Annotated in this window: 26 protein-coding genes and 2 pseudogenes; 9 read left to right on the top strand and 19 right to left on the bottom strand. The window is 71.6% G+C overall.

Going from position 1 to position 25,081, the window contains the following annotated elements; genetic code table 11:
• Positions 1–28: 28 nt before the first annotated feature.
• The 6 genes from EKH77_RS19755 to EKH77_RS19730 form a co-directional block, all read right to left on the bottom strand.
• Positions 29–247, bottom strand: coding sequence for a hypothetical protein (locus tag EKH77_RS19755; protein ID WP_126915665.1), 219 nt, complete (start codon positions 245–247; stop codon positions 29–31).
• 30 nt (positions 248–277) lie between these two features.
• Positions 278–1,870 carry an acyl-CoA mutase large subunit family protein gene (locus EKH77_RS19750; protein WP_126915664.1) on the bottom strand — a complete coding sequence of 531 codons (1,593 nt, stop codon included), beginning with the start codon at positions 1,868–1,870 and terminating at the stop codon, positions 278–280.
• Positions 1,871–2,080: 210 nt separating this feature from the next.
• Complete coding sequence (locus tag EKH77_RS19745) at positions 2,081–3,352, bottom strand: hypothetical protein (protein WP_126915663.1); 1,272 nt, start codon at positions 3,350–3,352, stop codon at positions 2,081–2,083.
• Positions 3,352–4,008 (bottom strand): RNA polymerase sigma factor, encoded by a 657-nt coding sequence (locus EKH77_RS19740; protein ID WP_126915662.1) that lies wholly within the window; start codon positions 4,006–4,008, stop codon positions 3,352–3,354. Before EKH77_RS19740 ends, EKH77_RS19745 begins: the two co-directional genes overlap by 1 nt.
• A gap of 34 nt (positions 4,009–4,042) precedes the next feature.
• Entirely contained in the window at positions 4,043–4,888 is an 846-nt protein-coding gene (locus EKH77_RS19735) for a DUF4328 domain-containing protein (protein ID WP_164737821.1), read from the bottom strand.
• A gap of 420 nt (positions 4,889–5,308) precedes the next feature.
• A complete protein-coding gene (locus EKH77_RS19730; protein WP_126915660.1) occupies positions 5,309–6,955 on the bottom strand; it encodes a beta-N-acetylhexosaminidase in 1,647 nt (548 codons plus the stop codon).
• Between the two features lie 378 nt (positions 6,956–7,333).
• Between EKH77_RS19730 and sdhC the strand changes: the two genes are divergently transcribed.
• The 4 genes from sdhC to EKH77_RS19710 are packed head-to-tail and all read left to right on the top strand — an operon-like array spanning position 7,334 to position 10,729.
• Positions 7,334–7,714, top strand: a complete 381-nt coding sequence (sdhC, locus tag EKH77_RS19725) for a succinate dehydrogenase, cytochrome b556 subunit (protein ID WP_126915659.1) — start codon at positions 7,334–7,336, stop codon at positions 7,712–7,714.
• 8 nt (positions 7,715–7,722) lie between these two features.
• Positions 7,723–8,196 (top strand): succinate dehydrogenase hydrophobic membrane anchor subunit, encoded by a 474-nt coding sequence (locus EKH77_RS19720; protein WP_126915658.1) that lies wholly within the window; start codon positions 7,723–7,725, stop codon positions 8,194–8,196.
• 20 nt (positions 8,197–8,216) lie between these two features.
• Positions 8,217–9,971 carry a succinate dehydrogenase flavoprotein subunit gene (gene sdhA, locus EKH77_RS19715; RefSeq protein WP_126915657.1) on the top strand — a complete coding sequence of 585 codons (1,755 nt, stop codon included), beginning with the start codon at positions 8,217–8,219 and terminating at the stop codon, positions 9,969–9,971.
• Positions 9,971–10,729, top strand: a complete 759-nt coding sequence (locus EKH77_RS19710) for a succinate dehydrogenase iron-sulfur subunit (protein WP_126915656.1) — start codon at positions 9,971–9,973, stop codon at positions 10,727–10,729. Before sdhA ends, EKH77_RS19710 begins: the two co-directional genes overlap by 1 nt.
• A 64-nt stretch (positions 10,730–10,793) precedes the next feature.
• Here the strand turns inward: EKH77_RS19710 and EKH77_RS19705 are convergent, their stop codons facing one another.
• A complete protein-coding gene (locus tag EKH77_RS19705; RefSeq protein ID WP_126915655.1) occupies positions 10,794–11,138 on the bottom strand; it encodes a MerR family transcriptional regulator in 345 nt (114 codons plus the stop codon).
• A gap of 60 nt (positions 11,139–11,198) precedes the next feature.
• Here EKH77_RS19705 and EKH77_RS19700 point away from each other — a divergent pair, with 60 nt between their 5' ends.
• Entirely contained in the window at positions 11,199–11,981 is a 783-nt protein-coding gene (locus EKH77_RS19700; protein WP_126915654.1) for an alpha/beta fold hydrolase, read from the top strand.
• A 7-nt stretch (positions 11,982–11,988) separates the two neighbouring features.
• Here EKH77_RS19700 and EKH77_RS19695 read toward each other — a convergent pair whose 3' ends face one another.
• The 4 genes from EKH77_RS19695 to EKH77_RS33865 form a co-directional block, all read right to left on the bottom strand.
• Complete coding sequence (locus tag EKH77_RS19695) at positions 11,989–12,216, bottom strand: hypothetical protein (protein WP_126915653.1); 228 nt, start codon at positions 12,214–12,216, stop codon at positions 11,989–11,991.
• A 56-nt stretch (positions 12,217–12,272) separates the two neighbouring features.
• Positions 12,273–13,148, bottom strand: coding sequence for an SAM-dependent methyltransferase (locus EKH77_RS19690; protein ID WP_240667431.1), 876 nt, complete (start codon positions 13,146–13,148; stop codon positions 12,273–12,275).
• 106 nt (positions 13,149–13,254) lie between these two features.
• Entirely contained in the window at positions 13,255–14,859 is a 1,605-nt protein-coding gene (locus tag EKH77_RS19685; RefSeq protein ID WP_126915652.1) for an ABC transporter substrate-binding protein, read from the bottom strand.
• A gap of 82 nt (positions 14,860–14,941) precedes the next feature.
• Positions 14,942–15,166 (bottom strand): SCO4848 family membrane protein, encoded by a 225-nt coding sequence (locus EKH77_RS33865; protein WP_240667767.1) that lies wholly within the window; start codon positions 15,164–15,166, stop codon positions 14,942–14,944.
• 100 nt (positions 15,167–15,266) lie between these two features.
• Between EKH77_RS33865 and EKH77_RS19680 the strand changes: the two genes are divergently transcribed.
• Positions 15,267–16,730 (top strand): D-alanyl-D-alanine carboxypeptidase family protein, encoded by a 1,464-nt coding sequence (locus EKH77_RS19680; protein ID WP_397613120.1) that lies wholly within the window; start codon positions 15,267–15,269, stop codon positions 16,728–16,730.
• Here EKH77_RS19680 and EKH77_RS19675 read toward each other — a convergent pair.
• From EKH77_RS19675 to trpS, 3 genes are all read right to left on the bottom strand, one after another.
• The gene (locus EKH77_RS19675) at positions 16,699–17,589 is read right to left on the bottom strand and encodes a YihY/virulence factor BrkB family protein (protein ID WP_126915650.1); all 891 of its coding nucleotides are present in this window, start codon (positions 17,587–17,589) and stop codon (positions 16,699–16,701) included. The genes EKH77_RS19680 and EKH77_RS19675 overlap by 32 nt on opposite strands.
• Positions 17,562–18,179: a 2'-5' RNA ligase family protein gene (locus EKH77_RS19670; protein ID WP_126915649.1), complete on the bottom strand. Its 618-nt coding sequence runs from the start codon at positions 18,177–18,179 to the stop codon at positions 17,562–17,564. The genes EKH77_RS19675 and EKH77_RS19670 overlap by 28 nt, the downstream gene beginning before the upstream one ends.
• A gap of 176 nt (positions 18,180–18,355) precedes the next feature.
• Positions 18,356–19,372: a tryptophan--tRNA ligase gene (gene trpS / locus EKH77_RS19665; RefSeq protein WP_126915648.1), complete on the bottom strand. Its 1,017-nt coding sequence runs from the start codon at positions 19,370–19,372 to the stop codon at positions 18,356–18,358.
• 144 nt (positions 19,373–19,516) lie between these two features.
• On the opposite strand from trpS, the gene rocD reads away from it, so the two are divergent.
• Positions 19,517–20,725, top strand: coding sequence for an ornithine--oxo-acid transaminase (rocD, locus tag EKH77_RS19660; protein ID WP_126915647.1), 1,209 nt, complete (start codon positions 19,517–19,519; stop codon positions 20,723–20,725).
• A 102-nt stretch (positions 20,726–20,827) separates the two neighbouring features.
• Here the strand turns inward: rocD and EKH77_RS34565 are convergent.
• Positions 20,828–21,151, bottom strand: a pseudogene (locus EKH77_RS34565) (Lrp/AsnC family transcriptional regulator); the annotation flags it as partial.
• Positions 21,152–21,287: 136 nt separating this feature from the next.
• Between EKH77_RS34565 and EKH77_RS33850 the strand changes: the two are divergent.
• Positions 21,288–21,575: a hypothetical protein gene (locus EKH77_RS33850; protein ID WP_240667429.1), complete on the top strand. Its 288-nt coding sequence runs from the start codon at positions 21,288–21,290 to the stop codon at positions 21,573–21,575.
• Between the two features lie 44 nt (positions 21,576–21,619).
• Here EKH77_RS33850 and EKH77_RS33845 read toward each other — a convergent pair.
• Positions 21,620–21,721: pseudogene (locus EKH77_RS33845) on the bottom strand (hypothetical protein); the annotation flags it as partial.
• Positions 21,722–21,805: 84 nt separating this feature from the next.
• On the opposite strand from EKH77_RS33845, the gene EKH77_RS19650 reads away from it, so the two are divergent.
• Complete coding sequence (locus tag EKH77_RS19650; RefSeq protein WP_126915646.1) at positions 21,806–22,636, top strand: class I SAM-dependent methyltransferase; 831 nt, start codon at positions 21,806–21,808, stop codon at positions 22,634–22,636.
• A gap of 4 nt (positions 22,637–22,640) precedes the next feature.
• On the opposite strand, the gene EKH77_RS19645 is transcribed toward EKH77_RS19650, so the two are convergent.
• From EKH77_RS19645 to EKH77_RS19635, 3 genes are all read right to left on the bottom strand, one after another.
• A complete protein-coding gene (locus EKH77_RS19645; protein WP_126915645.1) occupies positions 22,641–23,861 on the bottom strand; it encodes a glutathionylspermidine synthase family protein in 1,221 nt (406 codons plus the stop codon).
• Between the two features lie 9 nt (positions 23,862–23,870).
• Positions 23,871–24,215 (bottom strand): hypothetical protein, encoded by a 345-nt coding sequence (locus EKH77_RS19640; RefSeq protein WP_126915644.1) that lies wholly within the window; start codon positions 24,213–24,215, stop codon positions 23,871–23,873.
• Positions 24,216–24,292: 77 nt separating this feature from the next.
• Positions 24,293–25,054, bottom strand: coding sequence for a serine hydrolase (locus EKH77_RS19635; protein ID WP_126915643.1), 762 nt, complete (start codon positions 25,052–25,054; stop codon positions 24,293–24,295).
• Positions 25,055–25,081 lie beyond the last annotated feature (27 nt).

Raw genomic sequence — 25,081 nt, 5'->3', positions numbered from 1 at the left:
CGCCGGAGGGGCTGATTTCGGCCCCCGGTCAGAACAGCTGCTGCTGGCCGTCCATCGGGGGGCGCTCCGGGTCGAAGAGCACCGGTTCCGTCGCCAGGAGTGGGGCCGAGCGGCGCGAGCCGGGGCAGGACATCAGCTCGTATGTGAAGGCCGGGCGGCGGCCCGGCGGGTCGTGGCGGGCGAAGCGGCCGCCGACGACTGCGATCTCACGGGTACATACGGGACAGGCCCGGCGGGGGGAGGACATCCCACCAGTGTCCCTCAGTCCGGGCGGCGGTCAGAACGAGTCCGCCGGCGCGTGCGTCCCCCACACCTCCCGCAGCGCCCCGCACACCTCCCCCACCGTGGCCCGGGCCCGCAGGGCCTCCCGCATCGGGGGCAGGACGTTCTCCGCCTCGCTCTCCGCCGCCCGCCGCAGCGCGTCCAGTTCGCGCGTGACCGCGCTGTCGTCGCGGTCCGCCCGCAGCCTCGCCAGGCGTTCGCACTGCCGCGTCTCGATCTCCGGGTCGACGCGCAGCGGCTCGTACGGCTCCTCCTCGTCGACGCGGAAGCGGTTGACGCCCACGACGACGCGGTCGCCCGTCTCGGTCTCGCGGGCGACGCGGTAGGCGTTGCGTTCGATCTCGCCCTTCTGGAAGCCCCGCTCGATGGCGGCGACGGCCCCGCCCATGGCCTCGACCTCGTCCATCAGCTCCAGGGCGGCGAACTCCAGCTCGTCCGTCATCGACTCGATCGCGTACGAGCCCGCGAACGGGTCGACCGTGGCGGTGACGTCCGTCTCGTGGGCGAGCACCTGCTGGGTGCGCAGGGCGAGCCGGGCGGCCTTCTCGCTGGGCAGGGCGATGGCCTCGTCGTAGGAGTTGGTGTGCAGCGACTGGGTGCCGCCGAGCACGGCGGCCAGGCCCTGGACGGCGACGCGCACGAGGTTGATCTCGGGTTGCTGCGCGGTGAGCTGCACCCCGGCGGTCTGGGTATGGAAGCGCAGCATCTGCGATTTGGGGTTCTTCGCCCCGAATTCGTCCCGCATCAGCCGGGCCCAGATCCGCCGGGCCGCCCGGAATTTGGCGACCTCTTCGAGCAGGGTCGTCCGGGAGACGAAGAAGAAGGAGATCCGGGGGGCGAAGTCGTCGACGTCCATGCCGGCGGCGATGGCCGTGCGGACGTACTGGACGGCGTCGGCCAGGGTGAAGGCGACCTCCTGCACGGGCGAGGCCCCGGCCTCGGCGATGTGGTAGCCGGAGACGGAGATGGTGTTCCAGCGCGGGAGCTCGGTCCGGCAGTAGCGGAAGATGTCGGCGGTCAGGCGGAGAGAGGGCTTGGGCGGGAAGATGTACGTCCCGCGCGCGATGTACTCCTTGAGGACGTCGTTCTGGACGGTGCCGGTGAGGTGCTCGCCGGACACGCCCTGCTCCTCGGCCACCAGCTGGTAGAGCAGGAGCAGCAGAGCGGCCGGGGCGTTGATGGTCATCGACGTGGAGACGTCGCCGAGGGGGATGCCGTCGAAGAGCTCCCGCATGTCCTCGACCGAGTCGACGGCGACGCCGACCTTGCCGACCTCGCCGCTCGCGATGGGGGCATCGGAGTCGTGGCCCATCTGGGTGGGCAGGTCGAAGGCGACGGACAGGCCGTGGCCGCCGTCGGCGATGAGCCGGCGGTAGCGGGCGTTGGACTCGGCGGCCGTGCCGAAGCCCGCGTACTGACGCATGGTCCAGGGGCGCTCGGTGTACATCGTCGGGTACACGCCACGGGTGAAGGGGTACGCGCCGGGGGCGCCGAGCCGGTCGCCGGGGTCCCAGCCGGCGAGGGCCTCCGGGTCGTAGACCGGCTTGACGGGCAGTCCGGACTCGGTGGATCGCGATCGGGTCGTCATGGGAAACGCCTCCCGCTGCTCGGGTTCCGGAAGCCTCCACTTCGGACTGTAGTCCTCCGGAGGTGCCCGTCCCGGTCGCCACACACGGCGAAGGAGGAAGGGGGGCGCGGGCAGGACCGGGGGAAGAGCCCCGCCCGCGCCAGGTGCGCGGAGCCGACTAATGGGGGGGAACTTCGGCTCCGCGCAGCCGATGACCAGTCGGCTCACTACCTACAGCGCCGACGCCTCGAAAAGTGTCACACCCGGTGTCGGGGCGGGGGCCGGCGCGCTGACGCGGGGCAGGCTGCGGGAGCGCGGGGCGCGGTTGACGAGGTCGTCCCACACCGAGCCGTCGCCGTCCTCGTCGCCCTTGCCGCCGGTGCTGCTCTTGCTTCCCTGGCCGTCGGAGGCGAGGACGCGCTCGCAGTACGTGTGGACGGCCGACGAGCCGCCGGCGAACCGCTCCAGGGTGCGGGCCTCGTCCTCGTCGACGCCCTTGCCGTTGCCGTTCCCGTTGCCATTGCCGTTGCGCTTGCCGTTGGCGAGGAACTCGCGGCAGATCTTGGCGGCCCAGACGCGGCCCGCCTTGGCGCCGTCCAGGGTGCCGGGATCGTTGTTCCCGCCGTCCTTGCCGGGCTTGCCGTCCTTGTTCCCCTTGTCGCCCTTCTCGCCCCGGGCGTCGTCCTCGTCACCGTGGAACGGGCTCGCCGAGGAACCGGACGCCGGTCCGGACTCCTTGGCACCGGGGGTACGGGCGGGGTCCGGGCGGCCGGTGGGACGGGCACTCGCTCCCGGGGAGGGAGTGGTGCCGGGGGCGGGCGTGCCGGGGCCGACCGTCGCGACGTCGGTCTCGTCGGCGAGCGTCACGCTGGCGGAGGGCGACGGCTCCTTGCCGGACCTGCCGAACGGCCCGGGCAGCACGCCCGTCCCGGCCGCGACCGCGACACCGCCCACCGCGCAGCCCGCGAGGGCCAGCGCGAGGGCCGTCCGGGCGGGGCGCCGCAGGAACGAGCGCACGGCCTCGACGCGCCGCGAGCCCGCGTCGCGCAGGGCGGCGAGGGGGGAGGCCGCGGCCTTGGCGGCCGGGGCCGAGGCCGGCGTCGGCGCGGCGGTGGCGCGCGCGGCGCGGAACGCCGCGAGCGCGGCTTCCTCGCCGGGCAGCGGGGCGTCGACGGCGGACGGGATGTCGGACGGGATGTCGGTCAGGGAGCGGAAGGCCGCGTTCAGCCGCATGGCGAGGAGCGCCTCGGCCTCGCTTCCGGCGGGGGATCCAGCGGCAGCGTCCGCAGAGGCAGCGTCGATCTCGCCCCCGGTGGCGCGCTCCGCGATGGATTCCGCTGGAACGACGCCGACCTCGCCGCCGACCGCGGAGCCCGTGGCGGGCCCGGCGCCGGTCGTGCCCGTCATGGCCCCGGCTTCGCCCCCGGCAGGGAACCCGCGCAGCAGCCGCTCCACGGCGTCGTCATCCAGCCAGTCGTGGTCGTACCGGTGGTCGTCCGCCATCACATGTCCTTCTGCGTCCGCGCGCGCGTTTGCGTCACACCGGAAGAAACTGTCGCCCCACCGGCCCGCCGGTCCCGGCCGGCGTCGCCGGCCGGGGGCCCGCCGGGGCCCGCCGTCACCAGCTCGGCCAGCCGCCGCAGACCGCGGTGCGCGGCGGTGCGCACCGCGCCGGGCCGTTTGCCCAGCACTCCGGCGGCGCTCTTGGCGTCGAGGCCGACGACCACCCGCAGCACCACGGCCTCGGCCTGGTCCTGCGGGAGCTGGGCGATGAGGGCGAGGGTACGCCCCGTGCCGAGGGCCTCCAACGCCTCCCCGGCGGTGTCCGCGTCGGCGGCCCGGGCGGCGAGCTCGCTCTCGTCGCCGCCGATGGCCGGGCGCCGGCCGCGCATGCGTATGTGGTCGAGGGCGCGGTTGCGGGCGATCGTGGCCGCCCAGCCCCTGAAGCGGTCGGCGTCGCCGGTGAACCGCTCCAGGTCCCTGGCTATCTGGAGCCACGCCTCCGAGGCCACGTCCTCCGCGTCGGCCTCGCCGACCAGCGTGCGCACATACCCGAGCAGGCGCGGCTGCACGGTCCGGTAGACCGTACGGAATGCCGTTTCGTCCCCGCTCTGCGCCGCGCGCACCGCGACGGTCAGCTCAGCGTCGTCCCCCTGCACGCTCACATCCTGCACCACAGGTCGTACTCGCGGTTCAGGAGGCCGCCGGACCGGCGCTGAAAGGATTCTGCCCAGGCGGCGGGCCGTAGGGGGCGCCGCCGAACGGCACCCCGTACGGCGGGACGGCCGGCGGGACGACGGGCGGGACGGGCGGCATCGCCGGGGGGCCGGCCATGGCCCGCTGCTCCTGCATCCGCGTCAGCTGCCGGACGACGAGCAGGGCGAGCGCGGTGTCGGCCAGGAGCAGCAGTACGGAGAAGCCGCTGACGGCGAGGGAGCTGTTCAGCAGCTCCACGGCGCCCTTCCAGTCGGAGTCGGCGAGGGGCCGTCGGAGCCTGCTGGAGGCGACCGAGGACATGCCGTCGCCCACCGTGTTGAGCACGTTGGCCGCGATCCACAGCGTCCACCAGGCGTTGAGCAGGCCCTTGGGGGCGCTCTGCGGGCCGCCGGGGGCGCTGGCCCGGTAGATGTCGTTCGCCATCTGCTTGGGGAACCAGAGGTTCACGACCGGTGTGAACCAGCTGCCCACCGCCCAGCCGCTGCCGAAGCGGTGGGTACCGGGCGCGAACACCTCGGCGTTGAGGCGCACCCGGCGGAACCAGATCACCCACAGGACGGCCGTGGCCGCCATGCCGAGGAACGACAGCACGGTCATCGCGTCGGCGAAGGAGTCGGCGTCGTCGACGGCGGCGTCGCTCGCGGACGAGCCCGGATGGCCGTTCGCGAGGATGTCCTGAATGACGCCGCGCTGCTGGCCGATGGCCGCGATCTGCAGCATCGCCAGCAGGGCTACCACGCCCAGCAGAACGTTCAGGGCGATCCGTACGCCGCGCCGCAGGTCCACCCCGCCGAACGGAAGCCCGCCCGGGAGGCCGGGCATGGCGCCCGGGTACGGATACGGCTGTGGGTACGCGTACGCGTACCCGTACGGCGGCTGCCCGGGATGCGCCTGCGTGGGATGCGGCTGCGCGGACGGGTGCGGCTGCTGGTAGGCACCACAGGCGGCGCACCGGCCGTCGGGGCCCACGGCGACAGCGCGGCATCGACCGCACGGATACATCAGCAAGACCCCCGGGAGGCGTGGCGTGGTCAAACGGCTACGAGCGGGTGATATTACGCGCTCCGGACGACCTGCCCCGGTCCGGGGAAGTGGGGAGTGACGAATTTTCGATTACCGGCGCTGTAAGAGATGCGTGCCCCACCAGGGTTCGCAGCGGACGGCGGTCGGGGCCTCTCCTGTGGGGGGTGGCGGCCCCGGCCGTCCCCGTCCGGGGGTTCGAGGGGGCCAAGCCCCCTCGAGTCACCGCCGCACCTTCGCCGCCAGTGCCGCGAAGTCCGCCCACGACAATCGTGGCGGCCTCGGGTCCCACAGTCTCTGTGACACCGCCGCGAGCGGAAGCCGGATTCCCGACGCCACCTGCTCCGGCGACTGCGCGTCCGCGCGGTCGCACCAGACCGCGAGCCGCCCGCCGGGCACCCGGTCCGCGCCCGTCGCGACGTTCGCCGGGACGGGGCCCGTGCCCCGCAGGACGGGCGGCGACCACGCGCCGTAGATCCGCTCCCCCGTCGGGTAGCGGAAATCGTTGGGCTCGCCGAGCACGTAATAGAGGTATTCGTCGTTCAGGTTGACCACCGAGCGTCCCTCGTTCAGGTAGTCCTGGGGGCGGCGCGCGCCGGTCTCCTTGCCCGTCCAGTATTCGACTTCGATGGATTTGTCCGGGCTGACGACCCCGCCCGCGAAGAAGCCGTCGTTCCACGCCTTGGGGGTCTTGCCCAAGCCGCGCACCACGGCCGCCCGGTCGTTGAGCCAGGCCGTGGCCAGGTCCTGGACCCGGCCCTGGGGGCCGAACCGCCGACGGGCCAGCTGGGCCAGCCGGGGGTAGGCGGCCTGCGGGTCACGGGACATCAGGGCGCGGTACTCGTCCGCGCCGAGGTGGAACCAGGGGCCGGGGAAAAGCGGGGCGAACTCCCGCAGAAGGTCGTCGACGACCCGCGCGGACTCGGGGTTGCCGATGTCGACCGCGCCCCGCGCCGCCGTCCCGCTCGCGTCGCGGAGCTGGAGGGCGGGGCGGGCGGCGATGACCGCGCCGAGGTGGCCGGGCGAGTCGATCTCGGGGACGACGGTGATGTGGAGGTCGGAGGCGAGGGTGGTGATCCGGCGGAGCTCGGCCTTGGTGAGGTGCTGCGGGGAGACGACCTCGGGGTGGGAGGAGCTCTCGATCCGGAAGCCCTGGTCGTCGGAGAAGTGGAGGCCGAGCTGGTTGAGCTTGAGGTCGGCGAGCTCGCGCAGCCGGGACTCGATCCAGTCGGCGGTGAAGTGCTTGCGGGCGGTGTCGAGGTTGAGGCCGCGCTGGGGGCGGTCGGGTGCGTCCTTGATCACACCCTCGGGCAGTCCCCCGCCGCCGCGCACGGCCTGGACGACGGTCCGGGTGCCGTAGAACAGGCCGGCCGCCTCGGGGGCGGTGACGGTGACCTTGCGGTCCTGGACGGTCAGCTCGTAGGACTCGGGGCCGCCGGCCTGCCCGGCGCGCGCGATCAGCTCCACGTCGCCGGCGCGGGCGGGCCCGGCGTCGTAGGTGAGCCCCAGGTCGGCGGCGAGTCGGCGGGCCTCGTCGGCCGGCTTCCCGGCGGCGGCCACCACCCGGGCGCCGGGCGCGGGCCGCCAGCCGGGGCCGGAGCGCTGGGTGAACTCCCGGACGGCCGGGACCACGGCCGGGGGCCCCTGCGGGACGGGCGTGGACGGGGAGACGGTGGCCGGGTCCGAGGCGGCGGGAGAGGCGGCCGGGGCGGCGGCGGAGCCCTGGGCGGAGCGGGAGTCGTCGGCGCCCGGGTGCCCGGCGTGGCCGTCGCGCGGGCAGCCCATGAGGCTCATGGTGGCGAGGAGGGCGCAGCTGGCCACCGTTCCCCGGACGGCAGAAGCCCGGGTGATCCTGACAGACCGTCCCATGGAGCAAACCTCCCATTTGGGGCTTTGATGTCGAAGATATGGGTTTTCTCCCTGACTACCCCCCACATCCCGCCGGACACGCCGGAAGCGCGGATTCCACGGGACGGCGGCAGATTCCCGACGGGGTCTCGGAGCGGTCTCGGGCAGGACTCGACGGGATCTCGACGCGGTCTCGGCCCGGACTCGGAAGGCATCGGCGGGCCCCGGGTTCCCGCTGGGCCTAGGCCGTACGTGCCTGTTTGATCACACCTGCCGTACCCCGGGGGACCGAACCGACAAGGCGTCGCTACGATGGCCAGGGCCGGTGGACCGTACCCGGCCGGGCCCGACCGACAGTGAAGCCGGCAGGCCCCAATCCCCGCTCCCGGAGGGTTTTCCGTGCCGGCTGGAACGCTGTACCGCGGCCGGGAAGGCATGTGGTCCTGGGTGGCTCATCGAGTCACCGGCGTCCTCATTTTCTTCTTCCTGTTCGTACACGTCCTCGACACCGCTCTCGTCCGTGTCTCCCCCGAGGCATATGACGACGTCGTCGCCACGTACAAGACACCCATCGTCAACCTGATGGAGTACGGCCTCGTGGCCGCCATCCTCTTCCACGCTCTCAATGGCCTCCGCGTCATCGCGGTGGACTTCTGGTCCAAGGGACCGCGGTACCAGAAGCAGATGCTGTGGACCGTTGTCGGTGTCTGGGTCGTGCTGATGGCAGGCGCTTTCTACCCCGTGCTCCAGCACACGCTGCGCACGCTGTTCGGGAGCTGAGTCGCGAGATGTCCGCTGAAACCACCCCCGCTGCCGCCGTGAACGACGTCTCGCTCTACGACGTCGACAACCCGGCCCCCGTCATCGAGGCGCCGCGCAAGCGCACCAAGAAGACCCCGAAGGCGACGCGCACCAACTTCGAGATGTACGGCTGGCTCTTCATGCGCCTGTCCGGCATCGTGCTGGTCGTCCTGGTCCTCGGCCACCTGCTGATCCAGCTCGTCCTCGACGGCGGCGTCAGCAAGATCGGCTTCGCCTTCGTGGCGGGCCGCTGGGCCTCGCCCTTCTGGCAGGCCTGGGACCTGATCATGCTGTGGCTGGCGATGCTGCACGGCGCGAACGGCCTCCGCACGGTCATCAACGACTACGCGGAGCGGGACAACACCCGCTTCTGGCTGAAGATGCTGCTGTACACCGCCACGGTGTTCACCGTCCTGCTGGGCACGCTGGTGATCTTCACCTTCGACCCGAACATCCGCTAGAGCCCGGGGCTGACGCGACCATGAAGATCCACAAGTACGACACCGTCATCGTCGGCGCCGGTGGCGCCGGCATGCGCGCGGCCATCGAGTCGACCAAGCGCAGCCGCACCGCGGTGCTCACCAAGCTCTACCCGACGCGCTCCCACACCGGCGCCGCGCAGGGCGGCATGGCCGCCGCCCTCGCGAACGTCGAGGAGGACAACTGGGAGTGGCACACCTTCGACACGATCAAGGGTGGCGACTACCTGGTCGACCAGGACGCCGCCGAGATCCTGGCGAAGGAGGCCATCGACGCGGTCCTCGACCTCGAGAAGATGGGCCTGCCGTTCAACCGCACCCCGGACGGCACCATCGACCAGCGCCGCTTCGGCGGTCACAGCCGTAACCACGGCGAGGCTCCGGTCCGCCGGTCCTGCTACGCCGCGGACCGCACCGGCCACATGATCCTCCAGACGCTGTACCAGAACTGCGTCAAGGAGGGCGTGGAGTTCTTCAACGAGTTCTACGTCCTGGACCAGCTGATCACCGAGGTCGACGGCGTCAAGAAGTCCGCCGGTGTGGTCGCCTACGAGCTGGCCACCGGCGAGATCCACGTCTTCCAGGCGAAGTCGGTCATCTACGCCTCCGGCGGCACCGGCAAGTTCTTCAAGGTGACGTCCAACGCCCACACCCTGACCGGTGACGGCCAGGCCGCCTGCTACCGCCGCGGCCTGCCCCTGGAGGACATGGAGTTCTTCCAGTTCCACCCGACGGGCATCTGGCGCATGGGCATCCTGCTGACGGAGGGCGCCCGCGGTGAGGGCGGCATCCTCCGCAACAAGGACGGCGAGCGCTTCATGGAGAAGTACGCGCCCGTCATGAAGGACCTCGCCTCGCGTGACGTCGTCTCGCGCTCCATCTACACGGAGATCCGCGAGGGCCGCGGCTGCGGTCCCGAGGGCGACCACGTCTACCTGGACCTCACCCACCTCCCGCCGGAGCAGCTCGACGCCAAGCTGCCCGACATCACCGAGTTCGCGCGGACGTACCTCGGCATCGAGCCCTACACGGACCCGATCCCGATCCAGCCGACCGCGCACTACGCCATGGGCGGCATCCCGACCAACGTCGAGGGCGAGGTGCTGGCCGACAACGACACCGTCGTCCCCGGCCTCTACGCCGCCGGCGAGGTCGCGTGCGTGTCCGTGCACGGCGCCAACCGCCTGGGCACCAACTCGCTGCTGGACATCAACGTCTTCGGCAAGCGCGCGGGCATCGCGGCCGCGGAGTACGCGCAGAAGGCCGACTTCGTCGAGCTGCCGGAGGACCCGGCCTCGCTCGTCGTCGACCAGGTCGAGAAGCTGCGTGCCTCCACCGGCACCGAGCGGGTCGCCGAGCTCCGCAAGGAGCTGCAGGAGACCATGGACGCCAACGTCATGGTCTTCCGCACCGAGCAGACCATCAAGACGGCCGTCGAGAAGATCGCCGAGCTGCGCGAGCGCTACAAGAACGTGTCCGTCCAGGACAAGGGCAAGCGCTTCAACACCGACCTGCTGGAGGCCATCGAGCTGGGCAACCTGCTCGACCTGGCCGAGGTGATGGCCATGTCCGCGCTGGCGCGCAAGGAGTCCCGCGGTGGTCACTACCGCGAGGACTACCCCAACCGCGACGACGTCAACTTCATGCGCCACACCATGGCGTACCGCGAGGTCGACGCGGACGGCAAGGACTCGATCCGCCTCGACTACAAGCCGGTCGTCCAGACCCGCTACCAGCCGATGGAGCGTAAGTACTGATGAGCACCCCGACTCTCGAGAAGGTGGAGGCCGAGGCGCAGGCCTCGCCGTACATCACGGTCACCTTCCGCGTCCGCCGGTTCAACCCGGAGGTCTCGGCGGAGGCCACCTGGCAGGACTTCCAGGTCGAGATCGACCCGAAGGAGCGCGTGCTCGACGGTCTCCACAAGATCAAGTGGGACCTGGACGGCTCGCTGACCTTCCGTCGCTCCTGCGCGCACGGCATCTGCGGCTCCGACGCCATGCGGATCAACGGCAAGAACCGGCTGGCCTGCAAGACCCTGATCAAGGACATCAACCCGGCCAAGCCGATCACTGTCGAGCCCATCAAGGGTCTGACGGTCCTCAAGGACCTCGTGGTCGACATGGAGCCGTTCTTCCAGGCCTACCGCGACGTCATGCCGTTCCTCATCACCAAGGGCAACGAGCCGACGCGCGAGCGTCTGCAGTCCGCCGAGGACCGCGAGCGCTTCGACGACACCACCAAGTGCATCCTGTGCGCCGCGTGCACCTCCTCGTGCCCGGTGTTCTGGAACGACGGCCAGTACTTCGGCCCGGCGGCGATCGTCAACGCGCACCGCTTCATCTTCGACTCGCGCGACGAGGCGGGCGAGCAGCGCCTGGAGATCCTCAACGACAAGGACGGCGTGTGGCGCTGCCGCACGACCTTCAACTGCACGGACGCCTGCCCGCGTGGCATCGAGGTCACCAAGGCGATCCAGGAAGTGAAGCGTGCGCTGATCACGCGCCGCTTCTGACCTGACGGTCGCTTCCGGTTCACGGTGTGGGCCCGCTCCCTTCGGGGAGCGGGCCCACAGCCGTTCAGGCGGGCCTGAGCTCCAGGCGCGCGAGCGCCTCCTTCTTCCGTTCCAGCTCGGCCATCTGCTCCTCCACCCGGGCGAGTTGATCGTCCAGCACCTGGACGGAGCGGGAGCAGCTGAGCAGACCGGGGCCGCCCTGGGCGCAGGGCAGCAGGGTGCGGATGACCTCGGTGGTCATTCCCGCGTCGAGGAGTTCACGGATGCGATGGACGCGCTCGACGGCGGTCATGGAGTACCGGCGGTAGCCGTTGCCGTCCCGCTCGGATCCGAGCAGCCCCTGCTGCTCGTAGTAGCGCAGCAGCCGCGCACTGACCCCCGTACGCTGCGACAGTTCACCGATACGCATTGGCGAATACCCCACCCAGACTTGACCTTGACACTGATGTCATGGGGCAACCTCTGGGGCATGACAAGGATTCCCGCGTTCGCAACGACCGTTCACGGCACCGGCCCCGGCCTGCTCCTCGCGCACGGCGCGGGCGGCAGCATCGAGGGCAACTACGCCCCCATCCTCCCCGCCCTCTCCGCCGGACACACGGTGGTGGCCCCCGACTACCCGGGCTCCGGCGCCACCCCGAGGGCCACCGGTCCGCTGGCCCTCGACGCCCTGGCCGACGGGATCGTGGCCGCGGCGAACGAGGCCGGGCTGGAGACTTTCACTCTATTGGGCTACTCGCTGGGCACCCTGGTCTCGGTACGGGCGGCCGCCCGGTACCCGGAGCGGGTGCGAGGGCTGGTCCTGACGGCGGGTCTGGCCAAGGCGGACAACCGGACGCGGGCCTCGCTGTTCCTGTGGCAGCGGCTGCTGGAGCAGGGTGACCTGGAGGCGTTCGCCCGGTTCGTGGCGCTGTCCGGCTTCGGCGAGACGTTCTTCAACGGCCTCCCGGAGGCGGCGGTCGGCCCCTTCCTGGAGCTGGTGGAGCGCGGGGTACCGGCCGGCGCGGCCGAGCAGGCCGCCGTGGTCGGCGCGTCCGACACCACCGGGGACCTCGCCGGCATCTCCGTGCCCACGCTGGTCATCGCACCCCTCCAGGACACGCTGGTCGCGCCCGCCAACTCCCGTTTCCTGGCCGACCGGATCGCGGGCGCGGAGTACGCGGAGATCGACACGGGCCACGTTCCGATGGCCGAGCGGCCCGAGGAGTGGCAGAAGCTGATCCTGGACTTCCTGGACCGGCACGAGCTGTGACAGGGCCTCAAGCGGGCCGGTCGTATCCCACCGTGTTCGTGGCCAGTTCCTCCGGGGTGATCTCGGAGGCCCAGCCCTCGGGCGGCTCCTGGTACGGGCTGCACGCGCCGCAGGCCGCGCACGTCCACCGGCCGTGGATCCCGTGGACGACGGCGCCGCACCCGGCGCACGTGTCGGTCGTGTAGTAGGGCGGCTCGCCCGGCGAGGCGGGCGAGCGCCACGGGTGCTGGTCCATCCGGTCCATCTCCCCAGACTGCCACGCGCGACGGCCCCCGGGGCCGGGCCCCGCCGCTACGCGAGGGGCTTGCTCAGCAGCATCATGAAGAAGCGCGTCTTCTCCCGGATGATGGTGCGGACGCCCGTGTACGCGGCGTCCGTCATCTCCACGAACTCGGCGCCCAGCGCGGCCGTGAGCTCCTCGCGGCGGTCGCGCAGTAGCAGGGCGATCATGTCCGAGCTGATCGCCAGGTTGGCCGAGAGGTCCTTGAACTCCAGGGTCCGGAATCCGGTCCGCTCCAGCAGCGCGGACAACTCGGGGAACGTCAGCGGGGGGTTGGAGGCCAGGACCGTCTCGTAGAGGCCGAGCTCCTCGGGGGTGAGCTCGGCCACCAGGGACGACTCCAGGATCATCAGGTGGCCGCCGGGGCGCAGCACCCGCCAGGCCTCGCCGAGGGCCTTGGCGCGGTCCATGTGGCACAGGCTCTCCACGGCCCAGGCGGTGTCGAAGCTCTCGTCCTCGTAGGGCAGGTTCATGGCGTCGACGACCTCGAAGGCGAGGCGGTCGGCCAGCCCGGTGGCGCGGGCCATCTCCTGGGCCCTGGCGATCTGTTCCTTGCTGACGGAGATGCCGGTGACGCGGGTCCCGGTCTGCTCGGCGAGGCGGGCGGCGGGGCGGCCGGGGCCGCATCCGATGTCGAGGTGCCGGCCGCCGGGGCGGGCGTTCATCAGGCGGATGAGGTAGTCGGTGTAGCGGTCCTGCGCCTGGGAGGAGAGGGCCACGAGGTCCAGGCTCGCCGGATGGGGCTCGTCCGGCGACACCCACAGGCCGCAGTGCACGCTGTCGCCGAGGGTCATGTGGTACAGGTCGCCGAACTTGTCGTACCAGGCTCCCACCGTCTCGGCCTTGATGAGGTCTTCAGGAGCGCCAGGAGCTTCTTGCTGCGGCACGTCGTCCCCTTCCGGGAGGATTCCGGGAATCGATCAGGTGTGCGCGATCAAGTGAAGTGGACCGTCCCGGAGGGGACAAGAGCGCCTGCTGGTCAGATCCTGCCGGTCAGATCCGGCCCAGCATCCACAGCCGCCAGATGCCCGTGCCGTCCGTCAGGTACTGCGTCCCGGAGATGCCCGCGTTGCTCAGCACGTAGTCCTTCCGCTGCCACAGCGGGACCAGCGGCACGTCCTCGGCGACGATCTTCTGGATGCTCCGGAAGTCGTCCGCGACCCGGCCGCGCTGGTCGTTCTGCTGAGCCTTGCGGATGAGCTTCTCCACGCGGGTGCTGGAGTAGCCGGAGTGGAGGGCGTTGCCGTCGCCCACGAGGGGGGTGGTGAAGGTGTCGGGGTCGGGGAAGTCGGCCAGCCAGCTGACGCAGTACGCGTCGTACTCGCCCCGGGCGTAGCCCCGCTGGAAGTCCGTCCACTCCACCCGTTTCGTCGTCACCTCGAACAGGCCCGTGGCCTCCAGTTGGCGGCGCAGCAGGGCGGCTTCCTGGTCGGTGGCCGCGCCCTTGGAGTAGGCGAGGGTGAAGCGGACGGGGGTGGGCACGCCCGCCTCCAGCAGCAGCCGGCGGGCCCGGTCCTCGTCCGGCTTGGGGTAGGCGTCGAAGAAGGACGTGGCGTGACCGGTGAAGCCCTGCGGGACGAGCGAGTAGAGCGGCTCGACGGTGCGGAGGTGGACGTCCCGGGCGAGGGCCTGGCGGTCGATGACGGCCGCGACGGCCTGCCGTACGGCGAGCGGCTTCGCCGGGGCGCCGTCGCGCAGGTTGAAGACGAGGAAGCGGGCGTTGGCGCCGGAGGTCTCGGTCATCCGGGAACCGGTCTCGGAGAGCGAGTACTTGGCCAGGTCGGCGGGCGGCATCTGGCGGGCGGCGACGTCGATGGTCCCGTTCCGCCAGGCGTCGCTCATCCGGGCCGGCTCGGGGAAGTAGCGGACGGTCACCGGGGAGCCGACGTCCTTGACCGCGCCCTCGTACTTGTCGTTGGGCGTGAGCTCGGCGCTCGTCCCCGGCCGGTACTCCTTGAGGGTGTACGGGCCCGAGCCGTCCACCCGGTCGCCCCGGCGCAGCGTGTCGAAGGGGTACGCGCGGTGGTCGACGATGGAGCCGGCGCCCGTGGCGATCTTCAGGGGGAAGGTGGCGTCGGGGACCTTGAGGCGGAAGGTGACGACGCGGCCGCCGCCGGAGGTCTCGACCGAGCCCAGGGTCTCCAGCAGCGGCCCGGGGCCCTGGGGGGACTTGATCCGGGCGATGCGGTCGAAGGAGAACTTCACGTCCTCCGCCGTCAGCTCGTGCCCGTTGGCGAAGCTCAGCTCCGGGCGCAGCTCGCACGTGTACGTGCGCAGGTCGTCGCCCTTGAAGCCGCAGCTGCGGGCCGCGTCCGGCACGGGGTTCTTCGAACCGGGGGCGAAGGTCAGCAGGGACTGGAAGAGGTTGCCGTACAGCGCCCATGAGCCGGCGTCGTAGGCGCCCGCCGGGTCGAGCGCGGTGACCGTGTCGGTCGTGCCGACCTGGACGGGCCCCCGGTCGCGGTCCTCGCCCGGGGTGAGCCGGCAGCCGCCGGCGCCCGCCGCGAGCAGCAGGAGCGCCGTCGCCGCCCCGGCCGCACGCCTCCGACGCCCGCGCCCGCGCCCGCGTAACCCTCTTCGTACCCGGACCTCACGCATCCCCCGCGCCCCTCCCGCCCAGTGATGCGCATCACCGTAGAAGGGGGAACGGGCGTACGTCCCGGGAATGGGTCAACCGGCGCTATGAACTACGCCGCAGCGCCCTCACGCCACGCAACCCGATGAGTCCTACAACCGTCCCCAGAAGGAAAGAGGTGACCGCGAGCAGCAGGTGCACCCAGAAGTACGCGGTCGGGGAACCCGCGTCGTCGAAGGCCAGCCCGCTGCCGTCCTTCCAGAGATTTTTCACGAAAGTGACCCAGATGACCCAACTCCAGGCGCCGAACGCCAGCAGGAACCACGACACGGGACGGGAGAGGGTCGCGGGGACCGGTGCCGGAGCGGGAGCCTCCGCCGGAACGGAGTCTTCGGACTTGGTGGGGGAAGCGTTCGCCATGGGTTTCAGTATGCGTTCCGGCGCCCGCACTGGTCCTATCGGGTCCTCGGCGGGCGCCCGCCGTGAGGCGCCGTCCCGGTTGGCGGAGCGTGGCGGTACGTTCACCAGCGTGCCGACGACGACATCACACCCCCCGCGGTACTCCGCGACGCCCCGACGCCGCCGCGCGGCCCTGCTGGCCGCCGGCGCCTCGCTGCTGCTCCCCCTGGCCGCCGCCGCGCCCGCCCTCGCCGTTCCGGCCCCGGGCCCCAGCGGCTCCCCGGCGCACTCCCCCGGCGCCTCGGCGACCCCCGGCAAGCCCGCCGACGGCAAGGCCAAGCCGCCGCCGAAGCAGCCGCCCGCCAAGATGTCGACGGTGGGCGGCGAGCTCCTGGGCCGGCCCGGCCCGCAGGTCCAGCTGGGCCCCGGCGCGCCCGAGCTGCCCCGGGAGCTCAGCGGGAACTCGTGGCTCGTCGCGGACGCCGAGACCGGTGACATCCTCGCCGCCAACAACGCCCACTGGCGGCTGCCGCCCGCCTCCACGCTGAAGATGCTCTTCGCCGACACGGTGCTGCCGAGGTTCCCGAAGGACAAGAAGCACGAGGTCCGGCCGTCCGACATGGAGGGCATGGGCGAGGGCAGCAGCCAGGTCGGGATGAAGGAGGGGCAGACGTACTCCGTCCACGACATGTGGATGGGCGTCTTCCTGCGCTCCGGCAACGACGCCGTGCACGTGCTGTCCGCGATGAACGGCGGCGTCTCCAAGACCGTCCGGGACATGCAGGAGCACGCCGACGAGCTCCAGGCCGAGGACACCCACGTCGTCACGCCCGACGGCTACGACGCGGAGGGTCAGGTCTCCAGCGCCTACGACCTGACGCTCTTCGCCCGCTCCGGCCTGCAGAAGGCCGACTTCCGCGAGTACTGCTCGACGGCCCGGACGCAGTTCCCCGACGAGGACCACCCGGGGAAGACGAAGGAGATCGTCAACACCAACCGGCTCCTCACCGGGCAGGACGGGGTGACGGCCTACAAGGGCATGGCGGGGGTGAAGAACGGCTCCACCACCAACGCCGGCAACACCTTCACCGGCGTCGCCCAGCACGACGGCAAGAAGCTGCTGGTCACCGTGATGAACCCGGAGATCAAGGAGCGCAACCAGGTCTACAAGGAGACCCAGTTGCTCCTCGACTGGGGCTTCGAGGCGGTCGGCCACGTCAAGCCGGTCGGCGTCCTCGTCCCGCCGAAGGGCGGCTTCCCCGCCGACAAGTCGGGCGGGACGAACGGGCAGGCCTCGCAGGGCGCCCAGGCAGCCGTCACGGGCGGCGGCGACGGCATGTGGACGGCCGTCGGGCTGACGGGCGGGGCGCTGGCGGTGCTGGCGGTGGCCGGGTTCGTCGTCAACCGCCGGCATCCGCTGCCGGAGCGGGCCGCGCGACGCCGCCCGGGTCACGCGGCGCCGCCTAAGAACCCGCCGAGCCCTCCGAAGGACTGAGCTCGCGCTTCTCGCCGTGCCGCGTGGCCGCGCCGTCCGTGGCGGTCCACGCGGCACAGTAGAGCGTGAGCTTCGCCGTGAAGTTGATCCACAGCAGCAGGGCGATCGGGGTGCCGAACGCGCCGTACATGCTCCGGGCCGCCACCCCCCGCAGATAGCCGCTCAGCACCAGCTTGAGCAGCTCGAAGCCCACCGCCCCGAGCAGCGCGCCGGTGACCAGCCGGCGCCGCTCGGGGTGGACGCCGGGCAGCCGCGACAGGACGTAGAGCATCAGCAGGAAGTCCGCGAGGACGGCGATGCAGAAGCCGAGGGCCGTCAGCAGCCCGCCGACGCCTTCCAGCCCGGCCCGCTTCACGACCCAGCCGACCGCCGCCGACGCGAACGCCGAGCAGCCCGCCGACAGCAGGAAGACCCCGCCGAGGCCCAGCAGCAGGGTGACGTCCTTGACCTTGAGGAGCAGGAGGTTGCCGGGGTCCTCCTCCACCTCCCACACCGCCCGCAGGCACTCCCGCAGCTGGCCGAGCCAGCTGATGCCGGTGAACAGCAGCAGGCCGCCGGCGACGAGGCCGACCGTGCCGGCGTTGTCGGTGAACGAGCCGACGTCGAGGGCGCCGGAGGGCACCTGCTCGGCGACCCGCCGCTCCAGCTCCTTGGTCTGCTGATCGCTGAGCACGGAGGCGGCCACGGCCGCGCCGAGGGTGAGCAGGGGGAAGAGCGCGACGAAACTCGAGAAGGTGATCGCGGCGGCGAGCCGCGTCCACTTCACACGATCGAGGGTGTCGTACGCGCGCCAGGCGTGCGTCCGCATCGCCTTCGCGACGAGCGGGCCGATCAGGGGCAGCCGGGTGAGCCAGTCCATGAGCTACGGATACCCGCGTCGTCCTGGCGCGGCACCGCCGCGCTCACGTCGTCCGCCCCGAAGGCGTCGGCCCCAAAGGGAAAGTGGCGCTCGAGGCGCCAGATCCCGTCCTCTCCCTGCTCGTAGAGGGCGAAGCCCTCGATCGTCCACTCCGCCTCGTAGTCCGCGAGCTCCGTAAAGGCCCGGTCCATGGCCTCCTCGGCGATGCCGTGGGCCACGGTGACGTGCGGGTGGTACGGGAACTGGAGCTCCCGCGCGACCGGGCCCGACCCGTCCCGCACCCGCTTCTGGAGCCAGGCGCAGGAGGCCGAGCCCTCGACCACGTTCACATAGACGACGGGCGAGAGCGGGCGGAACGTGCCCGTCCCCGAGAGCCGCATCCGGAAGGGGCGCCCCGCCGCCGCGACCTCGGCGAGGTGCCGTTCGATCGCGGGGAGCGACGAGGCGTCCACCTCCGTGGGCGGCAGCAGGGTGACGTGCGTGGGAATGCCGTGGGCGTGCGGGTCGCCGAAGCCTTCGCGGCGCTTCTGGAGGAAGCTGCCGTACGGCTCCGGGACCGCGATCGAAACGCCGAGCGTTACGGTCCCCACTGCGTTCTCCCTCCTGGCGCCTGTACGTCCCCGTGGTCAGTGTGACGGCTGCGCCGCTCCCACTGCCAGATCTCCTGGTCCCGCCCGCCCGGGACAAGGGTCCCGACGTGCGCGGACGCCGGTGAACCGTATCCGGATGGCTCAGCGGCCGGCGGGGCCGCCGAAGCGCGTGCCCGTCAGTGCTTGGCGGGCGGCAGGAAGCCCACCCGGTCGTACGCCCGGGCCAGGGTGTCCGCCGCGACGGCCCGGGCCTTCTCCGCGCCCTTGGCCAGCACCGCGTCCAGCTCGGCCGGGTCGTCCAGGTACTCCTGGGTACGGGCGCGGAAGGGGGTGACGAAGTCGACCATGACCTCGGCGAGGTCCGTCTTGAGCGCGCCGTAGCCCTTGCCCTCGTACTTCTGCTCCAGCTCGGCGATCGTGGTGCCGGTGAGCGTGGAGTAGATCGTGAGGAGGTTGCTGACGCCCGGCTTCTTCTCGGCGTCGAAGCGGATGACCGTGTCGGTGTCGGTGACCGCGCTCTTGATCTTCTTCGCCGAGACCTTGGGCTCGTCGAGCAGATTGATCAGGCCCTTGGGGTTCGCCGTCGACTTGCTCATCTTCGCCGACGGGTCCTGCAGGTCGTAGATCTTCGCCGTCTCGCGGACGATGTGCGCCGACGGGAGGGTGAAGGTGTCGCCGAAGCGGCCGTTGAAGCGCTCGGCCAGATCGCGCGTGAGCTCGATGTGCTGGCGCTGGTCCTCCCCCACCGGCACCGCGTCCGCCTGGTACAGGAGGATGTCGGCGACCTGGAGGATCGGGTAGGTGAACAGGCCGACCGTGGTGGCGCCGGCGCCCTGCTTGGCGGACTTGTCCTTGAACTGCGTCATGCGCGAGGCCTCGCCGAAGCCGGTGAGGCAGTTCATCACCCAGCCGAGCTGAGCGTGCTCCGGGACGTGGCTCTGCACGAACAGCGTGCAACGCTCCGGGTCCAGCCCGGCGGCCAGCAGCTGGGCGGCCGCGACACGGGTGTTGGCCCGCAGCTCCTTGGGGTCCTGCGGCACGGTGATCGCATGGAGGTCGACGACCATGTAGAAGGCGTCGTGGGACTCCTGCAGGGCCACGTACTGACGGACGGCACCGAGGTAGTTCCCGAGGTGGAACGAGCCTGCGGTGGGCTGGATACCGGAGAGAGCGCGCGGACGATCAAGGGCCATGCACAACATTCTCTCAGGTGCGGGCGCGGACTCGGTTCAGCTGTGGAAAACCTCGTCCACCGGGGGTGTACGGCGGGTGTACAAAGGCGTCAGCACCAGCCAGTACCAGCCAACAGCAGGCCCCGGGCCGGAACGGAGCTCACGGTGACCGCCACGCAACGCAGCATCGCCGCCGCCGAGAAGTACAGCGCGCACAACTACCACCCGCTGCCGGTCGTCGTCGCGACCGCGCACGGCGCCTGGATGACCGACGTCGAGGGGCGCCGCTACCTCGACATGCTCGCCGGCTATTCGGCGCTGAACTTCGGCCACGGCCACCGACGACTGATCGACGCGGCCAAGGAGCAGCTCGACAGGGTGACACTGACCTCCCGCGCCTTCCACCACGACCGCTTCGGCGAGTTCTGTACCGCGCTGGCGGAGCTGTGCGGGATGGAGATGGTCCTGCCCATGAACACGGGCGCGGAGGCCGTGGAGACGGCCGTGAAGACCGCCCGCAAGTGGGGCTACCGCGTCAAGGGCGTCCCCGACGGCAAGGCGAAGATCGTCGTCGCGGACAACAACTTCCACGGCCGCACGACCACGATCATCAGCTTCTCCACGGACGAGGAGGCCCGGGCGGACTACGGTCCCTACACCCCCGGCTTCGAGATCGTCCCGTACGGCGACCTGGCGGCCATGGAGGCCGCCGTCGACGAGCACACCGTGGCCGTACTGCTGGAGCCCATCCAGGGCGAGGCGGGCGTCCTGGTGCCCCCGGCCGGCTATCTGCCGGGCGTCCGCCGGCTCACGCGGGAGCGGAACGTCCTCTTCATGGCGGACGAGATCCAGTCCGGGCTCGGCAGAACGGGCCGGACGTTCGCCTGCGAGCACGAGGACGTCGTCCCGGACGTCTACATCCTCGGCAAGGCGCTCGGCGGCGGCGTGGTCCCCGTCTCGGCGGTCGTCTCCTCGCGCGAGGTCCTCGGCGTCCACAAGCCGGGCGAGCACGGTTCCACCTTCGGGGGGAATCCGCTGGCGTGCGCGGTGGCCCTGGAGGTCATCGAGATCCTCCGCTCCGGCGAGTACCAGGAACGCGCGGCCCTCCTCGGCGACCACCTCCACCACGAACTCGGCCTCCTGAGCGGCGGCCCGGCCGTCACGGCCGTCCGCGGCCGGGGCCTGTGGGCGGGCGTCGACATCGCCCCGGCGATCGGCACGGGCCGCGAGGTCTCGGAGCGGCTGATGGCACGCGGGGTGCTGGTCAAGGACACCCACGGCGCGACGATCCGCATCGCCCCGCCGCTGGTCATCAGCAAGGAGGACCTGGACTGGGGGCTGGACCGGCTGCGGGAGGTCCTGACGGCCGGCTGAGCGCCCGGCGCGGCGACAGCAGCGCCCCGCGCGCTTGACGTGCCGGGTGACCAACGCTGTCTCGGCGCCCAGCACACCGGGCAAGGCGCCGACGCGCAGCGCGAGGTAGTCGTAGAGCGCGTCGGCGTCCCGGACCACGACGATCGCCATCATGTTGCTCGGCCCGGTGACGGCGGCGGCATACGCCACCTCGGCGTGCCCGGCGAGGGCCTCGGCGACGGCGCCGAGCGCGGTGGGGGCGACGCTCAGCCACAGCACGGCCTCGCAGTCGAAGCCGTAGAGCGCCGGATCGATGTCGACGTCGAAGTACAGCACCCCGGTGGCCCGGAGCTCCTCGATCCGGCGCCGCACGGTGGACTGCGACCAGCCCGTGACGGCCGCCAGTTCGGGGACGGCGGCGCGGCCGTCCTTGGCGAGGACGTCCAGCAACCGCTGATCGGCCGCAGTGGGTTCCAGCCGGGCGCCGCCCGTGGGCGCCGGCCGGGACAGCTCCGCGACCTGTCGCGCGTCGAGCGCGTCGGTACGCCCCGGCCAGCCGGCCGTACCGGCGACCGGGCGCAGCATGCAGTGGGCCGTCACGCCGGTGATCCTCGGTGTCCTGGGCAGCTTGGACAGCAGCAGGCTTCCCGGGCCCGAACCGCCCCGGGCCCGGGTGACGCAGGTGACCTCGGTGCCGCCGGAGGCGAGCCCCACCCATGAGGTGTCGGCCCGTTCGGCCAGCGCGGTGGCGATCGCCGCCGAGGCGTCGGGCGCGCACTGGATCCGTACGCCCCAGTCGACGAGGCCCAGGCTCCGGGCCTCCGGCAGCCCGACGACGCGCAGCGTGCCGTCCACGCGCAGACGGTGGTAACGGCGGGCGACCGTACGGTCCGAGGTGCCGAGGACGGCGGCGACGCGGCTGAAGGGGACGCGTCCGTCGAGCTGGAGGGCGTGGGCCAACTGCCGGTCGAGCAGGTCGAGATCGCGTATGGCGAGATCACGTATGACGGAATCCACCGGGAGACGGTATCGGATGTCGGATCGCGTCAGAGGAAGGCCGGACAGGGACGTGGCCCGCCACGGGCGGCGAGGGTCGTCGGCATGACGCAACACAAAGAACTCGACCTCGAACTCGACCTCGAACTCGATCCCGTCGCGCGGACCGGGCTGCTCACCGCCGCCCAGCGGGCCCGCGAATCGGCGAGGGCGGATCCCCTCTTCCACGATCCCCTCGCCGCGCCCCTGGCCGGTCCGCCGGGCGCGGCCCTGCTGGCGGACTTCGGCGACACACCGTTGATCTCGGTCCGCACGCGGTTCTTCGACGAGGCGATCGGGCGCGCGATGGGGCACGGGGGTCTCCATCGGCTCGTGATCGTCGCGGCGGGGATGGACACCCGCGCGTACCGGCTGGGGCTGCCCGGCGACGTGACGGTCTACGAACTGGACCGGCCGGAGGTCCTGGACCACAAGGAGCGGCTGCTGGACGGCACCGCCGCGCCGACGTGCCGCCGTGTCGGGGTGGGCGTCGACCTGGCGACGGCCGACTGGGGCGAGGCCCTGGCCGACGCGGGGTTCCGGGCGGCCGACGGGCCGACGTGCTGGCTGGTGGAAGGGCTGAACCAGTACCTGGCGGAGCCGGACGTGCTCGCGCTCCTCGACCGGATCTCGGACCTGTCCGCGCCGGGCAGCCGGCTCCTCACCGACTTCGTGACCGCCGCGTTCCTCGCCGCGCCCGAGGCCCGTCCGCTGCTGCGGGTGATGGCGGAGTGGGGCGCGCCGTGGCGGTTCGGCACGGACGAGCCGGGGGCGCTGCTCGCGGGGCTCGGGTGGCGGGCCGAGGTGCGGTCGTTCGCCGAGGTGGGCGAGGAGCTGGGGCGGTTGCTGCCGGGCGGGCGTGAGATGTCGGGGTGGGCGGTGGAGGCGACGCGGTAGCTCGTCAGCCCTCCGGGAGGATCACGTGGGGGACGAAGCGGGCGTACCCGTCCGTGACCAGGTTCGCCGACTCCCGGATGCCCAGCCCCGCCGGCTCGCCGTCGACCACCCAGGCGCCCAGCACCACGTGGTTGCCGTCGAATTCGGGGAGCGGGGCGAGCTCCTGGTAGCAGCAGGGCTCGTCCCGCACCGCGGATTCGCTTCCGGCTGGTTCACTCCCGGCCGGGTGGAGGGTGACGCCCGCGCCCTCGCGCCCGAAGAGCGGCTTGGCCGCCCAACCGGTTTCGCGGGCGAGCTCGCGGGGGCCGTCCAGATAGGCGGGCAGCAGGTTCGGGTGACCGGGAAAGAGTTCCCAGAGCACGGCCAGCAGCGCCTTGTTGGAGAGCAGCATCTTCCACGCCGGTTCGATCCACAGCGTGGACCCGGTACCGCCGCCGTTGTCGAGCGTGTCGAGAACGTGCGGGCCGAAGTCGTCCTCGGCCAGCCATTCCCAGGGGTAGAGCTTGAAACAGGCCCGGATGAAACGGAGTTTCTTGTCGACGAATCGGCCGGAGAGGCCGTCCCAGCCGATGTCCTCCATCGCGATGACGTCCGTGGCGATGCCCGCCTGTTCCGCCGTCTCGCGGAGATAGGCGACGGTCATCAGGTCCTCGCCCAGTTCGTCGCCGATGGAATGCGCGAAATGCACGGGCGCGCCGGGCGGCAGCAGGTCCGCCTGGCGGCGCCAGGCGTCGACGAGCCGTTCGTGGAGGGAATTCCACTGGTCGGCGTCGGGCACGCCGGCGAAGCGTTCCTCCATCCAGAACCACTGCGGACCGGCCGCTTCCACGAGGGATGTCGGGGTGTCGGCGTTGTACTCCAGCATCTTCGCGGGGCCGCCGCGCCCGTCGTAGTGGAGGTCGAAGCGGCCGTAGAGGGAGGGGATTTCCTCGCGCCGGTGCCAGGACTCGCTGATCAGGGCCGTCAGCCGGGAGTCGGTCAGCCCCAGGTCCGCGAAACGCTCGTGCTCCACGATGTGCGCGGCCGCGGCCAGGCACATCGTGTGGAGCTCCTCGACGACGTCCTCCAGCGCCTCGACCTCGGGCAGCGTGAAGGAGTAGTACGCGCTCTCGTCCCAGTAGGGCCGCAGGGAGCCGTCCGGTTCCCGGGTGAGCGGATAGATCAGGCCCTGTTCCTCGACGGTGTTCTGCCAGCCGGGGCGAGGGGTGGTGCGGTGGCGGCGCATGTCCGGGGATCAGCCGCCGCTCGAACCGGAATGGCTCTTGGAGGAGGAACAGCCGAAACCGCCCCGGGAAACGGCCTTGCTCTTGTCGAACGTACCGGCCTTGGCACGGCTGCCGGAATCGCCCGAGTTGTAGTACCAGGTGCCGGTGCCGGCGGCGTGACCGCCGCCGCTGCCGCTCTTCTTGCAGGCCTTCGAGTCGAGGACCTTGTAGCCCTTTCCCGCCTCATAGCTGTTGCGGTCGACACAGCGTTTGTCCGGCTCGGATCCGCAGGAGGTGAGAGCGGCGGCGAGCACGCCCATTCCGCCCAATATGACCGTGCTGGACCGCAGACGCCGTCGCGCCTTCTTCTCCATTCGCTGACGCCCCCGTCGCGTTCAAAAGTTCTCACGTTGTTCGAAAGTTCGACCACCCTAAACCGGGGTGCGGACGATCACTCGGCGAGGGTGGGCGCGAGGGTGTGCCGGGCCTCCCAGGCCTGTGCCGAGATCCGCGCCAGAAGGCGGGCGGCGGGATCGTCCACGTCCTCCCCGTTGGCGAGGGGCCCCGTGTAGCAGACGGCGATCGTGTACGGCCCGGCGTCGGGCGGGTGAACGACGGCGGCGCTGTGCCGCACCCCGGGGAACCAGCCGTTCTTCCCCGCCAGCCGGGTCCCCGGCGGCAGCCCCGCCGCCAGGTCCACGCGGTGGACGTTGCCCTCCAGCAGGGCCAGCAGCTCCGGCTCCAGCGACTCCAGCAGCCGGACCAGGTCCCTCGCTGTGATCAGGTTGCGCACACCCGCCGCGCGCCCCGGCGCGTCCTCGATGCCGCGCGGGGTGTCGCTCCCGTGCGCCCCCGCCCGCTTCCACACCCCGGCCACGGCCTCACGGCCGGCCTCGGCGAGGCAGAGGTTGGTGGCCAGGTTCGAGGAGTGCGTCACCATCCGCTCGGCGAGCCAGCGCAACGACGCGGTGCCGCCGAGGAGTTCCCATGGCTCGTCGTCGCTGTCGTAGGACCGCTCGTTGGCGAAAGTGTCGGTCCCCGTCACAGAGACGAAACGATTGACGACCGGAATCCGCCGGTCGAGATCCGTTCCGCTGCGGTGCAGCGCCGCGAGCACGGCGACCTTCATCGTGCTCGCCGCGTCGTGCGGCACGTCCGGGTTCCGCGCGACGACGGGAGCGCGCCGCCAGGGCGCCACGACTACGGAAAGCACGAGTCGACTCTAGGGTCCCGGCGGCTC

The organism is Streptomyces luteoverticillatus (assembly GCF_003970715.1).
GTDB classification, from domain to species: Bacteria; Actinomycetota; Actinomycetes; order Streptomycetales; family Streptomycetaceae; genus Streptomyces; species Streptomyces abikoensis.
This window is presented reverse-complemented; position numbering and strand designations above follow the sequence as displayed.

What these genes read in the sequence shown, in the direction of transcription:
- sdhA (WP_126915657.1), top strand. Translation starts at nt 8,217, where the DNA reads ATGAAGATCCACAAGTACGACACCGTCATCGTCGGCGCCGGTGGCGCC.
- EKH77_RS19640 (WP_126915644.1), bottom strand. Translation starts at nt 24,215, where the DNA reads ATGGAGAAGAAGGCGCGACGGCGTCTGCGGTCCAGCACGGTCATATTG.
- EKH77_RS19685 (WP_126915652.1), bottom strand. Translation starts at nt 14,859, where the DNA reads ATGCGTGAGGTCCGGGTACGAAGAGGGTTACGCGGGCGCGGGCGCGGG.
- EKH77_RS19705 (WP_126915655.1), bottom strand. Translation starts at nt 11,138, where the DNA reads ATGCGTATCGGTGAACTGTCGCAGCGTACGGGGGTCAGTGCGCGGCTG.
- trpS (WP_126915648.1), bottom strand. Translation starts at nt 19,372, where the DNA reads ATGGCCCTTGATCGTCCGCGCGCTCTCTCCGGTATCCAGCCCACCGCA.
- EKH77_RS19755 (WP_126915665.1), bottom strand. Translation starts at nt 247, where the DNA reads ATGTCCTCCCCCCGCCGGGCCTGTCCCGTATGTACCCGTGAGATCGCA.
- EKH77_RS19675 (WP_126915650.1), bottom strand. Translation starts at nt 17,589, where the DNA reads ATGGACTGGCTCACCCGGCTGCCCCTGATCGGCCCGCTCGTCGCGAAG.
- EKH77_RS19735 (WP_164737821.1), bottom strand. Translation starts at nt 4,888, where the DNA reads ATGCCCGGCCTCCCGGGCGGGCTTCCGTTCGGCGGGGTGGACCTGCGG.
- EKH77_RS19730 (WP_126915660.1), bottom strand. Translation starts at nt 6,955, where the DNA reads ATGGGACGGTCTGTCAGGATCACCCGGGCTTCTGCCGTCCGGGGAACG.
- EKH77_RS19695 (WP_126915653.1), bottom strand. Translation starts at nt 12,216, where the DNA reads ATGGACCAGCACCCGTGGCGCTCGCCCGCCTCGCCGGGCGAGCCGCCC.
- EKH77_RS19645 (WP_126915645.1), bottom strand. Translation starts at nt 23,861, where the DNA reads ATGCGCCGCCACCGCACCACCCCTCGCCCCGGCTGGCAGAACACCGTC.
- EKH77_RS19720 (WP_126915658.1), top strand. Translation starts at nt 7,723, where the DNA reads ATGTCCGCTGAAACCACCCCCGCTGCCGCCGTGAACGACGTCTCGCTC.
- EKH77_RS19745 (WP_126915663.1), bottom strand. Translation starts at nt 3,352, where the DNA reads ATGGCGGACGACCACCGGTACGACCACGACTGGCTGGATGACGACGCC.
- EKH77_RS19750 (WP_126915664.1), bottom strand. Translation starts at nt 1,870, where the DNA reads ATGACGACCCGATCGCGATCCACCGAGTCCGGACTGCCCGTCAAGCCG.
- EKH77_RS19710 (WP_126915656.1), top strand. Translation starts at nt 9,971, where the DNA reads ATGAGCACCCCGACTCTCGAGAAGGTGGAGGCCGAGGCGCAGGCCTCG.
- EKH77_RS19680 (WP_397613120.1), top strand. Translation starts at nt 15,267, where the DNA reads ATGCGTTCCGGCGCCCGCACTGGTCCTATCGGGTCCTCGGCGGGCGCC.
- EKH77_RS33850 (WP_240667429.1), top strand. Translation starts at nt 21,288, where the DNA reads ATGCAGTGGGCCGTCACGCCGGTGATCCTCGGTGTCCTGGGCAGCTTG.
- EKH77_RS19650 (WP_126915646.1), top strand. Translation starts at nt 21,806, where the DNA reads ATGACGCAACACAAAGAACTCGACCTCGAACTCGACCTCGAACTCGAT.
- EKH77_RS19700 (WP_126915654.1), top strand. Translation starts at nt 11,199, where the DNA reads ATGACAAGGATTCCCGCGTTCGCAACGACCGTTCACGGCACCGGCCCC.